Annotated in this window: 12 protein-coding genes and 1 pseudogene; 10 read left to right on the top strand and 3 right to left on the bottom strand. The window is 47.3% G+C overall.

Going from position 1 to position 15,616, the window contains the following annotated elements:
* Window positions 1-340, top strand: a 340-nt coding sequence (locus AAHF22_RS02855) for a glycoside hydrolase family 68 protein (RefSeq protein ID WP_347323449.1), incomplete at its 5' end; no start/stop codon positions are given.
* Between the two features lie 266 nt (window positions 341-606).
* The gene (levB, locus tag AAHF22_RS02850) at window positions 607-2,334 is read left to right on the top strand and encodes a 2,6-beta-fructan 6-levanbiohydrolase (RefSeq protein WP_347323448.1); all 1,728 of its coding nucleotides are present in this window, start codon (window positions 607-609) and stop codon (window positions 2,332-2,334) included.
* Window positions 2,335-2,347: 13 nt separating this feature from the next.
* Here the strand turns inward: levB and hepT are convergent, their stop codons facing one another.
* A complete protein-coding gene (gene hepT, locus AAHF22_RS02845; protein ID WP_347323550.1) occupies window positions 2,348-2,755 on the bottom strand; it encodes a type VII toxin-antitoxin system HepT family RNase toxin in 408 nt (135 codons plus the stop codon).
* A 63-nt stretch (window positions 2,756-2,818) separates the two neighbouring features.
* Window positions 2,819-3,136 (bottom strand): annotated as a pseudogene (gene mntA, locus AAHF22_RS02840) (type VII toxin-antitoxin system MntA family adenylyltransferase antitoxin); the annotation flags it as partial.
* A 318-nt stretch (window positions 3,137-3,454) separates the two neighbouring features.
* Between mntA and AAHF22_RS02835 the strand changes: the two are divergent.
* From AAHF22_RS02835 to AAHF22_RS02800, 8 genes are all read left to right on the top strand, one after another.
* On the top strand, window positions 3,455-4,804 hold the full coding sequence (locus AAHF22_RS02835; protein ID WP_347323447.1) for an MFS transporter: 1,350 nt from the start codon (window positions 3,455-3,457) through the stop codon (window positions 4,802-4,804).
* Between the two features lie 322 nt (window positions 4,805-5,126).
* Entirely contained in the window at window positions 5,127-6,560 is a 1,434-nt protein-coding gene (locus AAHF22_RS02830; RefSeq protein ID WP_347323446.1) for an amidase family protein, read from the top strand.
* Window positions 6,561-7,510: 950 nt separating this feature from the next.
* Window positions 7,511-7,795: an acyl carrier protein gene (locus tag AAHF22_RS02825; protein WP_347323445.1), complete on the top strand. Its 285-nt coding sequence runs from the start codon at window positions 7,511-7,513 to the stop codon at window positions 7,793-7,795.
* 283 nt (window positions 7,796-8,078) lie between these two features.
* The gene (locus tag AAHF22_RS02820) at window positions 8,079-9,281 is read left to right on the top strand and encodes a radical SAM/SPASM domain-containing protein (RefSeq protein WP_347323444.1); all 1,203 of its coding nucleotides are present in this window, start codon (window positions 8,079-8,081) and stop codon (window positions 9,279-9,281) included.
* A 20-nt stretch (window positions 9,282-9,301) separates the two neighbouring features.
* Complete coding sequence (locus tag AAHF22_RS02815) at window positions 9,302-10,447, top strand: BtrH N-terminal domain-containing protein (RefSeq protein WP_347323443.1); 1,146 nt, start codon at window positions 9,302-9,304, stop codon at window positions 10,445-10,447.
* Between the two features lie 134 nt (window positions 10,448-10,581).
* Complete coding sequence (locus AAHF22_RS02810; RefSeq protein ID WP_347323442.1) at window positions 10,582-12,009, top strand: ATP-grasp domain-containing protein; 1,428 nt, start codon at window positions 10,582-10,584, stop codon at window positions 12,007-12,009.
* 141 nt (window positions 12,010-12,150) lie between these two features.
* Window positions 12,151-13,287 (top strand): UDP-glucuronosyltransferase, encoded by a 1,137-nt coding sequence (locus AAHF22_RS02805; RefSeq protein WP_347323441.1) that lies wholly within the window; start codon window positions 12,151-12,153, stop codon window positions 13,285-13,287.
* Window positions 13,284-14,393 carry a Gfo/Idh/MocA family protein gene (locus AAHF22_RS02800; protein ID WP_347323440.1) on the top strand — a complete coding sequence of 370 codons (1,110 nt, stop codon included), beginning with the start codon at window positions 13,284-13,286 and terminating at the stop codon, window positions 14,391-14,393. Before AAHF22_RS02805 ends, AAHF22_RS02800 begins: the two co-directional genes overlap by 4 nt.
* Before the next feature lie 417 nt (window positions 14,394-14,810).
* On the opposite strand, the gene AAHF22_RS02795 is transcribed toward AAHF22_RS02800, so the two are convergent.
* Window positions 14,811-15,539: a 4'-phosphopantetheinyl transferase family protein gene (locus tag AAHF22_RS02795; RefSeq protein ID WP_347323439.1), complete on the bottom strand. Its 729-nt coding sequence runs from the start codon at window positions 15,537-15,539 to the stop codon at window positions 14,811-14,813.
* Window positions 15,540-15,616: the final 77 nt, after the last annotated feature.

Below are 15,616 nucleotides of genomic sequence, written 5' to 3'. Positions count from 1 at the left end.
TGGTGCCAAAATGTTCGTGGATGGTGTAGATGCCGAAGACATTTACATGCTTGGCTATGTGTCGGATTCCATTGACGGCCCATACAAACCGCTGAATGGTAGTGGACTGGTATTGCATCAGGATCTGAATCCGCGTGACATCACCTGGACATATGCACACTTTGCGATTCCACAGGTGAAAGGCAATGAAGTGGTCATTACGAGTTATATGACGAACCGTGGCTATTTTGCCAATCAGCAGTCGACTTTTGCGCCAAGCTTCAAAGTCGCGATTCACGGCGACCGCACATCGGTTGTACCAAACAGTAACTTAAATCAAGGACAGGTAACAACGGACTGAGGAAAAATATAATAGATGAATGATCGACAGGGGAACATATTGGGGGCATACTGTTTATTCTGATGGGGTATTTGGAACGAATACGTTAATTATACCGATCAGAATGCACATCCATGTATAACGAATATGGTCGATCGTACATCCAATCGTAAACAGGCAAGGAATAAAGGGGGAGAAAGCAGTGGGAGGATCACTGCTTTCTGTTCCCTTATTCCATTTTATGCCCTTCATACACAAGCGACATCAATAGAGAGGAGACAACATCTATGAATAATCGAAATGATCGTAATACCTCCAGAACGACAGGCTGGCGCCGCTGGGTGTGGCCGCTGGGCTTGACCGGCGTCATCGCCGTTGGAACGACAGCATGTTATGAGCTTCAATCGGATACAATGTCCGAATCATCTACAACTCAAGCTGAGGCAAGCGGTCAATCAAGCCTAACCCACTTGTCTAATGGAAACAATGGAAACAGTTTATCGAATCCATCGAATGGGCTAAATGGGCAAAGCCAGCAGGATACGTCTGCCCTGCATAATGAACTATTTTCTACCGGACAGCAGGCGAACGGCTATCGATCAAACTATCATTTCACCGTACCGGACAAATGGAAAAACGATCCACAACGCCCGGTCTACGCCAATGGTAAATATCATTATTACTATTTGTATAACAAAGACTATCCAAAAGGTAACGGCACCGAATGGCGTCATGCGACATCGACCGATCTGGTGCACTGGCAAGATCAAGGCGTGGCTATTCCTAAATATACGAGCGCCAACGGTGATCCGTGGTCTGGATCGGTCGTCGTCGATACGAACAATACCGCTGGTCTCGGCAAAAATGCGATGATTGCTATCGTGACCCAGCCTTCTGCCAACGGTGGAGCACAGGAGCAATACTTGTGGTTCAGCACCGACGGCGGTCATACATTCAAAGCGTTTGGTAAAAAGCCCATTTTATCGAACCCGGGTAATGCCGATTTCCGCGATCCGAAGCTGGTCTGGGATCAACAATCCCGTCGCTGGATTATGCTGATGGCGGAAGGCAACCGCATCGGTTTTTATACATCTTCTAATTTGAAAAGCTGGCGCTATGTTAGCGACTTTGTAGCCGACGATATCGGTACACTGGAATGTCCTGATCTGTATCGGATGCGAGCATCGAACGGCACGTATAAATGGGTGCTTGGCGTCAGTGCAAATGGACGTGCATCCGGTCAACCGAATACGTATGCCTACTGGATCGGCACTTTTAACGGACTCGGATTTAAAGCGGACGATGAGAAACCGCAGTGGCTCGATTACGGATTTGATTGGTATGCGGCGGTCACTTTTGAAGACGGCACGACTAAACAGCCATATGATCATCGGTATGCCCTCGCATGGATGAACAACTGGGATTATGCCAACAATACGCCAACATTGCAGGATGGCTACAATGGAACGGACTCGATGGTACGTCAAATTCAATTGAAAAAGTTGTCCGGTAGCACAGGGTACACCTTGCTGTCGCAGCCGATTCGTGGATTGTCAACATTCGTTACGGCGACCCGGCATATTCCGCGTGTCGAAGTGGACGGACGGTACAATCTGGATGTGAAAGCTTCCTCTTATCAGGTGGATGCGGATATAACGTGGTCAGACTTGAAAAATGCAGGTTTCCAGCTGCGCCGCTCGCCAGATGGATCGCGGCATGTGGATGCAGGTGTGTTTGTAGAAGGCGGCTACACGTATGTTAATCGCGCTTATACCGGTCATCCCGATACGAGCAACAATTTACTGGAAAGCCGTGCGCCGTTTAATCCAGCAAATAAAAAAGTACATCTGAAAATACTCGTGGATAAAACGAGTGTAGAAATGTTTGTCGATGGTGGACAGGTGACGCTCTCTAATCTAGTCTTTCCGAAGCCGGGAGATCAGGGCATCGCCTTATACAGCGAAGGTGGCAAAGCGGTGTTCGATAACGTGACGATCAAATATTTAGGCAAATAAAGCGGCTGATTGCTCAGCCGCTCTGTTCTACACTAAGAATGAATCGTTCAAAATCAGGTAATTGCTCCTCAATCATTTCCTCCAAAATTTCCACCTGTACGGCCTGATAATCGTGCATGGCGATATTGCGGAAGCCGATCATCGCTTTTAGACTGGCGTTCAGATCGCGCTCAATGATACCGGCGCGTTGCAGCAGATCGAACGCGTCGCGTGTGCTTTGCGGGATGCCTAGCTTTTGCTCGGAGATGAGATGCATAGCGAGATCGAGACAGCCTTCGCAGGCACGTTGTAGATTGAGAATGATCGAGTCTTGTCGGGTGAGATTGTACAGATTGTCTGTATCGTCCGCATATTCTTCCTTGATGCGGCTCACACAGTGCCGAATCGTAGCGGCTTTGTTTAATACGATATCGCGATTCATTGCGGGTGTTCCTCCTTTTTGCCATGCGGTAATGAACGGTTCGCGCCAATCGCCAAGCAGCGCATAGTCACGGTAAGCGTGCAGCCAGGCAAGCTGTGCTGGCAAATGATCGCGCTCATAAACAATCTGTCCGGTTGTCACAATTTGCAATTGAAAAACCGTACTGGATTTCTCGAAATCAATCAGGTCAACATCTCGCTTCACCAGCTCTGCTAGCTCCTGGGCAATGCGAAAGCGGCGGTAGCCTGTCAGATTCGGAGCGTGCGGCTTAGCCATATAAGCAATATCCACATCACTGTCCAAACGCAGCTCTCCACGTGCAGCCGAACCAAGCAAAATAATGACTTCGGCTGCGCAATGCTGGCGAATATGTTCGATCATCGATTGTCGCTGCTGAGCAGTAAGCTGCATGACGTTTCTCCTTGAATGTACTTGGTCTTTGAATGTAATCCATTTTTGAATGTACTCGATTATTTGGATGTTATCGATCCAGACTATGTATGTCTTTCTCTGCATTTGGCTACTTATCTAAGCTTACCAGATCGATGTTTTGGTCATGATCATCATATCATGATTAATTCCAAACGAGATCTTAGCAACAAAACCAGCCAGCCTTAACAAAAATAGCAATTTTAACAACTATATCACACTTCCATGCTAGTCTGGTAAAAGGCGTTACACCAGAATGGAGGAACGACATTGGAGCAATCGACAACGAATAGAAAGCATATACGTGCCTGGTTACTGTATGACTGGTCCAATTCAGCGTATGCAACGACCGTACTGGCTGCGGTGCTGCCGATCTTTTATAGCTCGGTTGCTGCCGTTACGCTACATCCTGAGACAGCGGCTTCGTATCTCGGTTATACGCATGCGGCTGGCATGCTCTGTGTAGCCTTGTTATCGCCACTGCTGGGAGCGGTATCTGATCTGGCTGGAAATAAGGGCAGATTTCTATTTGGCTTTTCACTGCTTGGCATTGTGGCGACGATGTTATTTAGTACGATCGGCCGCGGAGATTGGCTGCTCGCGTCAGCATTACTCGTCTTATCGACGATTGGGTTCGCAGGCAGCAATGCTTTTTATGATGCATTATTGCCGGATATGGTGCCGCCAGGGCAGCGAGAACGGGTATCTGCGCAAGGCTATGCTTACGGTTATGTAGGTGGCGGAGTCATGCTGGCATTGAATTTGGCGATGATCCAGCAGCCGCACTGGTTCGGACTGTACAGTACACTGGCTGGTACACGGCTTGCTTTTATTACAGTAGGCATCTGGTGGCTTGTGTTCGCGATCCCGCTGTTTCGAATGAGTGGAGCGTTTGGCAAGCCTGTACCGTATCGTTCTGGACATGGTGCTCCATCTACGTTAGCAGGGAAGCGTATACGTGAGCTGATCCGTCCGGGGATGCGCAACGTAATCAATGGCTTTCGTACATTACCACGCTATCCGCAACTGGCACGCTTGCTCATTTCATTCTGGTTTTTTAATGATGGAATTAATACGATTATTTTGATGGCGACAGTATATGGGACAGCGATTGGCATTGGAATGACCGATCTGCTGGTGGCGCTGCTCATTACGCAGTTTATCGGTTTTCCAAGTACATTAGTATTTGGCAAGCTGGGTACGATCTACGGAGCCAAGCGTCCGCTGTTGATGTCGCTAGCGGTATATTTGCTTATCGTCGCGCTTGGTTATTTTATGACGTCTGCATGGCAATTTTATGTGCTCGCATCAATGGTTGGTCTTGTACAGGGAGGCAGTCAGTCTTTAGCACGCGCGTTATTCAGTGATCTGATTCCTGCTGCACGAACAGGTGAATACTTCGGCTTAATTAATGTGACCGGGAAATTCGCTTCGATCTTTGGGCCATTTGTGTTCGGTGTGGTAGGGCAACTGACAGGCTCGGTACGTCTGGGGATTTTATCGCTGGTGCTGTTTTTTATCGTCGGTATCGTAATGCTATGCACCGTAAATGTGGAGACCGGGCGTCGACAGGCGATGCAGTCGACAATGGATGGGGATGAACGAGAAGCTTCTATTTGAATACAACACATCTTAAACGTAACACATCTTAAATGCAATACACCTTAAATAAAATACATTGATGTTAAATGCAGCCTATCTCTGTATCTACTTTAACTTCAATCCATCTATACTATTTATGTGTCAACCTATGCGATCGCTTCTTATCTAAGTATCCGCATCCTATCCATCCAATGGTTGCGTACACTATTAGCGTATAAAAGTGCAGCAGGGGTTGGTACACGATCCTCTTTTCGCTTATGATAAAGGAAGCTGTATCTGCTGTCTTTGCTCGAAGCAGATACAATCAGGCTGACTGACGGGTGAAAGGGGTAGTGATGACATGACATTTGCGTTACAGGAAGCAACGATCGAGCAGCTTCAACAATGGATGGAGGAAGGCAAGGAATCAGCGGTATCGCTGACGATCCAATATATGCAGCGGATCGCCGATGTGGATCAATCTGGCCCATGCTTGCGAGCGGTAATCGAGCTGAATCCTGATGCGATCTATATCGCTGAAAAGCTTGATGTAGAGCGCGCAGCCGGACAATTACGCGGTCCTCTGCACGGTATTCCGGTATTGATCAAGGACAATATCAACACCGCAGATCATATGCATACAAGCGCTGGTTCACTTGCACTGGCCGATTCGTTTGCACCTGAAGATGCCCATCTTGTACAGCGTTTACGGCAGGCTGGCGCTGTCATTTTGGGCAAAACGAATCTGACGGAAATGGCTAACTTCATGGCTTTACATATGAAAAACGGCTACAGTGCGCGCGGAGGACAGACGCTTAATCCGTATGGCCCAGGTCAACTGGATGTGGGTGGTTCTAGCTCAGGCTCTGGTGCCGCAGTAGCAGCGAATTTATGCGCGGTTGCGGTAGGTACAGAAACATCCGGCTCCATTCTCAATCCAGCCTCCAACAACAGTCTGGTTGGCATCAAGCCGACGCTTGGACTGATCAGTCGTACCGGTATCATTCCGATTACATACACACAGGATACGGCAGGACCGATGGCTCGTACCGTACAGGATGCGGCGGTGCTACTCGGTGTACTGGCAGGCAGTGATGAGCGCGATGCAGCTACATTGTCGCAGCCGATACCATTGCCAGATTATACGGCCTGTCTATCTCCAGATGGATTGCGTGGCGCTCGGATTGGCATTAATCGCGCGCTGCTAGATGAATATAATGACGAAGATCTGGCGATTATGGAAGCTTCGATTGAAGCGATGCGCCATGCGGGTGCAATCATTGTGGAAGATGCGAATGTGCCACATACGGCTGGCGAAAATTTTGACGTCTTGTTATACGAATTCAAGTCTGCGTTGAATCGATATTTGTCTACACTCGGTCCGCATGCCAAAGTGCGCACACTCAAAGACATGATCGATTTTAACCATTTGCATCATCGGGATGCACTTCGTTACGGTCAGGACATATTGTTAAAGGCTGAATATGAAACATCGGGTACATTAACAGAGTCGAACTATATTGAAGCTCGCCTGCGTTTTGGAAGACAGGCGCGGACAGACGGAATCGACCGTGTATTACAGACACATCGTCTGGATGCGATATTCAGCCCTAGATTTACCGATACACCGGCAACGGTTGGCTATCCTGCTATTATGATGCCGGCAGGCTACTGTCGGAATGGGATGCCATTTGGCATTAGCTTTATGGGCACAGCGTACAGCGAGCCGACATTGCTACGTATCGCTTACGCATTCGAGCAGATCGTTCCGGCACGACGCAGTCCATTGTTGTAAATGCTATATATTGTTAACACGGATGCATAAGCAGGAGCGTAATATAGTGAGCTACATCTCCTCCCTTACACTTCGACGAATGAACGGATTCAAGCCCTGTCTGCTGCCTATCGATTGCAGCGAGCAGGGCTTTTGTGGATGTTGGCGATAACGCTGTAGAAGGCAGCAGGCTACAATGGCACTTCAATACATGTTCCGAGCTTTTAAGCATAAGCACGGAAATCGACCCTATATGCTTACTCTGTAGACTTCGGTGCGAAACCGCAGTCCATCCCCGTATACCGTCCTCGTGTTTTGTCTCGAAATGGTGGTTATTCTAACAAAAAAGTTTACGCACACGCCGACGATAAACCTGTTACCTATTCTTGAACCTGTAGTAACAGAGGTTGCAGGTTCAACCAAATAAACGAAAAAGATGGCAGTATTTGTTGTCGAATAAACTGGAAATCCCACAGCCTTTGAATAGACACGTATAACCGTACATATTATGTTGCCTACATATATGTTGGAATAAACGCCAAATGGATGTTTGTACAATCGTTATTTCATTCATTGTATAGGCATGGACTGGGGATCGTACAACGATTCGACAGCAAAAAGTGGGAGTATACATTCCAATTGTGGAAATCTAACGTTTTATGGCGGTATAGGGTGTGATAATGAACCTTTTTCATGTGTGAAAGACAGATGAAATATTAACCAAATAAGGTAAAATTGTATGTTTTTATTGGCTTCTGGGTCTTTGGCAGGGTTTCCGATTTGGAGCATTGACTAATGAACAGTGATGAAACATGATAGACGTATGCTCTTTCATATTCCAGTTTATGTATTTTTATACCAATAAAAAGAATATGGAGCAGAGTAGCGTATGAATGTTGATTTGCGATGTTGCCATGCTTGCTTGAACTGATTCTCTCGTATGTAGAAACTATTTTGAAGGAGGAATTAGAATGCAGCAGTCCGGTGTTTCGGTAGAGCAAATAATTCAAATGATTAGTGACGTGAAGGAAGACCCCGCTTGTTTGACCAAACTTGGCCCAGAATCGGATATTATCCACGATGCCGGTCTGGACTCCCTCCAGTTGATTCATTTTATCCTGCGTATTGAAGATGAGTACGATGTAGAAATCGATTTTGAAGAATTTGATATGGATCATCTGGGATCAATTTCTGGCTTTTGTGCATTTGTGAATCAAGCACAGACAGGTGATAAAATTCAGACAATGGAAGCTTAGAACTTACATACAATGTAAGTTCGTGATGGGGTAAGTTTTTAAATTATATAGTAACTAGTTTAGAGCACATACTCGGAGGCAGCAGGCGCCATGCAGCATTACATGTCGTAGGCTGCTTTTCATCATTATGGTCATGTTACGGAAATGTCGGTAACGTTTGCGTATATGCACAACGGTACTGAATCGCACAATGTATAGTTTTCAACGGAATAAGCATGTGTCGGAACTGAATAGGGAATGCAGGAATTACCAGCCTTTCAAATTAACGAAAGAGGTGTTATGCATGCAGCCAAGAAGTGAAGTCACCATTGACCGTGAAGCATTCAAGCTGATTAAACGCACGATTCGCAATGCCGCTGTATCCTACCGCAACAAAATGAAAGATCCAACCTATAAAACAGAATTACCACAATCGCTAGGAATTAAACTTACGAACCGCTGTAATTTACGTTGTACACACTGTTTTCAGTGGAATGAGGACGGTTACCATCATCAGATGGATAAAGCCGAGCAAAATATGGATCTGGACCCGGCGATTTTCAAGCAGCTGCTCGATGATACGAAAGCGGTTAAATCGCGCTTGTATCTGTGGGGCGGCGAGCCGATGTTCCACCGTCAATTCAGCGAAATTTTGGGACATATCCAAAATGATCGCCGCGAGATGACGATCTGTACGAATGGACTGCTCATTAACAAGCATCTGGATCAAATTTTGGATCTGTCCGAAAATCTGGAACTGCTTATTGCTGTTGAAGGTTTTGAAAAAGAACATGATCTAATTCGCGGCAAAGGTACGTTTAAGAAAACGATGGCTGAAATCGACCGCCTGGTGGAACTGCGTGAGCAAGGGCTGTACAAAGGTCGTATTTCCGTACATGCCGTTATCAATGATAATATGATCGGTCGTATGACTGAATTGCTGGAGTTTTTCGAATCGAAAAAGCTTGATCTCGTGATGCTCTGCTTCCCGTGGTATATTTCCCGCGAAACGTCAGTGAAGATGGATCATTATTTTACTGAAAAATTCAGCTGGTTACGTCAATTGGATGAGCGTCATATTAGTAGCTGGCATGCGTTTAAATATAAAATCAATCCGGACAATATGGAAGCGCTCATGAGTGATCTGGACGCGATTAACGAACGCGTATGGAAAATTCGGATTCGTTACCAACCCGGTCTGGATTACGATGAGATTGATAAGTTCATTCACGGTGAAGAAATGACAAGCCGTTGCTCCAATAACTGTCTGGCACTCACTTCGCGTACCGATATTATTCCAGATGGCAGTGTGCTGCCATGTAAGTTTTTCTCTGAATTTACGGTCGGCAATTTGAAAAATAAAAGTCTGCGCGATATTTGGGATTCGGAAGAGTACGATCAGATTCGGCAGACGATCAATGAAGGCGGGCTGACACCAGCTTGTTCAAAGTGTAGCGTACTGTATTTGCACGGGGCGAGCGGCTTACAATCGCTGAACTATATCTGATGAAAAGGGGCGAAGCGAAGATGAGTCAAAGCGATAAAAAGCTAATATCGCTCGATATTAATGTACTCGGTCTGCCGCCTGAAGAAGTACAGCATATTATCGATTCTGTACAGGTTCCTGAAGATGGAGAGATTGTCGTTGCCGATCTACTGCAAATTATGGAAGATCGGGTTGTGATCAACCATTGCTTTTACGGTGTCGTCAGCGGCATGTTGAATCAGAAAGGCATGACGCTGGAAGAATCCGATATTTATATGCTATGTAACGGTACGTATATGGCTTACAACGGGCAATACGATACGTTTGGACAATGCCCGATGGTGCATATGCTAAAAGAGTTGGAGCAGCATACCGATATCGGTGTGCACTACCACATTGTCGATCAAGATGCACGTGATCGGGCAGCGATTTTGCGAGATTGGTATGAAGTGCTCAATAGCGGACAGACATTGCTGCTGCATATGGAAACGTCGAATCTAGTTTACAACCAGCTCTATGTGGAAAGTCCGGGTAAAGGTCATGTGATCCAGCTATACGGTCTGCATGCCGAGGAAAATGTAGCGCATATTGCGGACTTTTATTTGCTCGATAAAGCAGGTCAGGTGCTAGGCTACAATGGTACAATTCCGCTGTCTGAGCTGCTAGACGGTGTAGTGGAATATGCGTACATGTCCAACGATGTAGAGCAGGTGGTGAAGCCGGAGCAATTAATGCGTGCCTGTTCCGAACATGCTGCCGAATTTCTTGCAGGTGGCGTGAATATGAACGGTGAAGCGTTAGGCATGGCGGCATATCGTCGTTTGAACGCTCAACTGGCATCGATGCAGGAGTTAAGTGATAAGGAATTTGAAGCCACCTGCGCACTGATCTATTATCATCTGCGGATTGAGAGTCTGATGCACATGCTGCGCTATACGACGCAATTTGTAACCGATCATGAAGAGCTGTTAGGCGAAGATGGACCAGGTCTGCGTAGCGGAATGGAGCAGGTACATGACACAGCACGCCGTCAACTGATGATGCTGTACAAAATGGGCATTCGCCGTGATCGTGCATCACTGGATCGCTATTTAGCTGGTAATGATCGTATGCTGGATGAGTATGAAATGCAATTGGAAAAATTGCAATATGCCGCAGGTCGGGTCAGCATGTTATCGCCGTCCTGATCGGATGAACATGATACTATTTTCCAATATGGATGTACTGCTAAATAAAGACACAACTTATTATTGTATAAACCAACGGTCGACTGTCCGCAGCTATGCGGGCAGTCATCCTATTCCGAAGGGTAGGGATCATAATGCGTGAATCCATGTCCGAAGCTGGTGAGCCAGCCGTGCTACATATGGGAACGTTTGAAGCCGAGCTGCACTGGCGCGAACATAATCTTGCTACACTACCTGCATTACCTGATAAAGAAGCCGAACGAATCGTAACAGCTATGGATGAGCTGTTATTTGCTTTTTGTAAGCCCGGAGATCTGCTGTTAACACGATATGCGATGGAACCGTGTCAGCGCGATTACACCGCTGCACTAGGATTTGATTTTGCCACTTCGCGTATGGATCTGGAGCAGCCGGTACGAGCGGATCAGCGTTCAGGTTCATCGTCGCTGCATACTGGCGGTGGTCAACTATTGCAACAGAGTCGCACTACAGAGCAGCAGCCGATGTCTGTGTTTCGTTTACTTTATGAGCATGGTCAGGCGATTGCCGATCAATTGCCGCTCGCAGGCACGATCTTATCTCCATTTGCATGGGTTCCTTACATTAGCGAAAGCAGTCAACGCTTCGGCATTCAGGCAAGACAACCACAGCTGGAAACGGTGCGCATGGTCAATACGAAGCATTATTCCGCTCAAATGAAAGAGCGTTTGCAGCTTGCGAATCCGGGTGTGCTCGTCCGAAGCGCAGCCGAATTAGAGCAGGTTGGCACAAGTCTGTTACAGGATGGCAGCTTTATGATCAAAGACAATTATGGTGTGTCCGGTAAAGGTAATTTGCATATCGATTCTCCCGCTTTACTTCAGCGTATAGTGAATAGCATTCGCAAGCAGGAGCAAAAAGGGCGCAATGTGCAATTTGTACTGGAACGCTATTCCCATAAGGAACGTGATTTCTCCTGTCAGTTTCATATTACCGAGCAGGGTGATATCGATATTTTATCGGTACAATGGCTTGCCAATTCCCAGTTTGCTTACCGTGAATCGTTATCCCCGGATATTCAATTTATGGATCGGCTGGAGAATAGCGCCTACTTTGATACGATGCTCGATATTGGACGTTTACTTTATCAGGACGGCTATTTTGGACATGTGTGCATCGACTCGATGACGCTAATAGACGGTAGCATTGAACCGATGGTCGAGATCAACGCCCGCAAATCAATGAGTCTGATCAAACATAGCATCGACCGCTATCTACGCCAGTATGGACTTGTCGGTAACATGACCAATTACACCGTTTCCCATGATGGTAGCTTTACCTACGAACAATTACTGATCGAACTTCAGCATCGCGGCTTGTTATTTCTGCCTGAACGCGGCGGCGGCATCCTGCCACTCACCTCCGCAGCCTGGTCTGTCAATCACCGCGATGCGCCAATCGGTAGCAAACATAAAGGCAGACTTTACTTATCCGCTGTAGCGGCTGATGAACAGGGTAAACGCGAGCTGTTGAATCAGCTGGAACAGGTATTGGAAGGGCGCGGTGTGAGCATATTAAATTGATTAAAATTAATTCCATATACAGCTTATCGTGTTCGTGAATGTCTACTATGGCATTCCATGAAAAAGCGAATGTGGTAAAGCCTAATCATTTACAGGTAACGATTCCCGTACTCATCTTGATATTCCAAGGAGGAAGAACAGATGACGGTAACGATTTTGTGCTCAGGCTTTGGACTGGGCTTTTATACACCCGGACTGCTTGTCGAAGCAGGGCTACAGCGTCATGGTATTGCAACCGAAGTGCTTGTGTTTGAAAATGTGATGGGCGATGCACAGCGGGGGCGAGTCGATCATAGCCGCCGCGCGTATCATGACGACTTTTCCGTTGCGCTCATGTCGCAGCGTATTCCGCAGGATATTCGTAAAAGTATGGACCCTGAACAGGTGAGTCAATTGCTGAGTAACTGGCAAGCAGAGGGACGACGTCATTTTATTTGTTTATCCGGGCATTGGATCTATGTGCTGGAACTGTATCGTGAGCAAATTGGCGAGTCATTGGAAGTGGATCTGCTTTATCTGGATGCGATCGATTCTCCTTCCTGGAAAAATGTAAAACGTCGCATCGATAAGCTAGAAGAACGGTATCGTGAAGTATGGCTGTTCGGTCACGATGATCAGCCGATGACCACGTACATTGATATTGCTGGCTCCGATCCGGTACAGCCGTATGAACATCGGGAACAACGACTGCTTGTGCATGGCGGTGGCTGGGGAATGGGCACATACCGCGAGCATCTGGATCATTTGCACAATGCTGGATATGCGCTGGATATCGTGCTTTATGAAGGTGATGCGCCCGGCGCGACCGAGCAGGGACAGCGATATTACCGGATGGACCCGGAGTGGCGTACATGGCAGCATAACCGTGCAGGACGACATACATTTCCGCCATTTGCCCATGTCATTCCGGGCGAGCCAGAACGATATGAGCTTCATCCCGACTACCATATGTTATGCGAGATTGAACGGCGGGTGAAGGCGATTGTGAGTAAGCCGGGCGGCGGCACGCTGGCGGATTCATTTGCTTCCAGTACGCCGGTGATCTTTTTAGATCCGTTTGGTGAGCATGAGCAGCGGAATGCTGAGCTGTGGGAACAGTACGGCTATGGGATTACGTACCATCGCTGGATGAGTGAATATGGTGGGGGAACCGATATTTTGGAACAGCTGCATCATCGTCTGCTGGCAGCGCGCCAACAGCTGTCTCCCTATCCAGAGCAATATGCCGCACATTATACACAGTCGCTGAAGCAGATGGCAGGGGAGGCAGGGTTATGAATTCCTCAGCGAGGATCATCCCTTTTCCAGCCGATCGGGTCGCACAGGAATATTCACTGGAAATGCGTCCGGTGCGCATGGGAATTGTCGGCTGCTCAGGTATCGTTCCACGAGCCGTGCTGGAGCCTGCCGTGCACGTTGACGGATTGGATATTCACGCAGTGGCCAACCGCACATATGCGAAGGCACAAAGGATGGGCGAGCAATATGGCATTCCGGTCATTTATAATACGCTGGAAGAATTGCTTGCTGACCCGCTGCTGGATGCTGTCTATATTGGGCTTGGTAATATGCTGCATGCGGATTGGATTATGCGTTCGCTGGAAGCAGGTAAGCATGTGCTGGTGGAGAAGCCACTATGTCTGGAAGCTGAGCGGCTTGCAGAGCTGGAACAGGCTGCCCAAAAGCGTGGATTGCTGCTATCCGAAGCGATGATGGTCGCACATCATCCGTGGCAGGAAGCGATTCGACGTCTGGTGACCAGCGGCGAGTATGGTAAGTTACTGCGTACTTCAACACGGATTACGATCCCTGCACGCAATGATCATCTGGATAATTATCGCAGTCGCGCCGACGAAGGTGGCGGCTGCTGGTGGGATCTGGGCTGCTACTGGCTGCAATTCCTCCAGCAGATTAGTGGCGAGCAGAGCTTATCACCGTTTGCGATCAAAGGATCATCGGCATTTGATGGACCAAACGGATGTGATTGGACATTTGAAGCCGAAGCTGTCGCTGACGATGGATGTGTTGCTTCTGCGATGCTTTCATTTCAGCAGCCGTATGCATGTCGTCATGTGCTGCATTTTGAACAGGCGATTGTAACGATACCGGATGTGTTTCGCTGCAATCTGGGCTTTTACAAAATGAAGCTGAAGATCACCCTGCTCAAAGATGGCGCAGAGATCGGGGAGGCAAAGCAGCATATATTTGAACCGATGAACTATTATGTGAATCAGCTACGTGCATTTACAGAGCAAGTACGGCAACAGCATCGTCCAAATCACGAGCATCCTGTGATCGATCACGGGCTTGAGCAGGCGATGGAACGTATTCGAGTGCTGGAGAATGTGTATCGTGATGCACGATCAGGCTTGTTGCAGCATTAAGGTTTGAACATGTACCGATTCGATGTTATTGCATTGATAACCAACCTAAAGTCCCTATATAGCATAACGAGCTATAGCGGACGATATAGAACGGTGTGAATGAAGAAAACTACGAATTGTTTAAAAGAGAGTACGCATGCTTTAACGCCGCGGAATAGGAAAACTTCTATTACGAAGATTCCCTTCAATCGTATTTTATCTTCCTATCGATTCGTATAAAAAGCCCGCTCTGTCCTTCATGGGAACTACTCCCATCTGAAAGACAGCAAGCGGGCTTTTAGTTACATGATCTTATCCGCTATTGACTAATTCAATCGTTTGCCTTGACTTGATCCAAACAGAGGAGCAACACATCATGGCATGGCAGCAAACGAGCATGACATACAGCAAGCGAACGAGCGAACGAGCGAACGAGCATTATACCTCATCTGTAGACAATAGCTCGCGCCAGTCCAGCATAATGAGAGGGCGTGGACCAAACGGTGCTGCACTACATACGGCAAGCTTATAGTTGCGATCCACATGAATGTTGCGGAAAAAGCACGTCTGCTGGCAATGATCATCCCAACCGCCGGACGAATCTTCTTCCGGATCAGGTTCCGCTAGTCTGGCGATATCAGGCTCGGTCAATTCGACAGCAAACGAATCGAGCGGAATCGAAAGTCCTTTGCCTACAAACTTGATATAACTTTCCTTTAATGTCCAGAGCGTGTAAAATAATTGGAGTCGCTCTTCTGCGGCTGCGTTCATAAGTAGCCTGTATTCCGAAGCGGTAAAAAACCGTTCGGCAATCGCAAAGTCGATCGGACGAATCTTTTCGATATCAACGCCAACGGGAACCTTTCCATCGGCACAGATGATCCAATCACCTGCGTGGGATAGATTAAAATGGATATCGGTGTGCTCACTCAGATAGGGCTTGCCATAGCTAGTTTTGCTGAATGTCAGTGTATCCGAAGGAAGTGCATAACGCTCCTTCAACACATATTTGACCAACAATTCGCCGAGCAAGCTGCGCTGAGCATCCTGCTGCCGCTGAAAACGCAACGATTGTTCGCGGCGTTCTCCAGAGACCGCTGCACGAAGCTGTTCCATCGTTTCGTCTGACAGCAGTTCAGGCACATATACACCAGTTATATTAATCAATGCAAAGATCCTCACTTTCAATAACTGGCTCCGGTAATCATATATAAATAACGATGATTCGATCATGCCATCGTCAT

Source organism: Paenibacillus wenxiniae (genome assembly GCF_039822605.1).
In the GTDB taxonomy this organism is placed as follows: domain Bacteria; phylum Bacillota; class Bacilli; order Paenibacillales; family Paenibacillaceae; genus Saccharibacillus; species Saccharibacillus wenxiniae.
The sequence above is the reverse complement of the archived record's forward strand: the minus strand, read 5'-3'. Positions and strand labels throughout refer to the sequence as shown.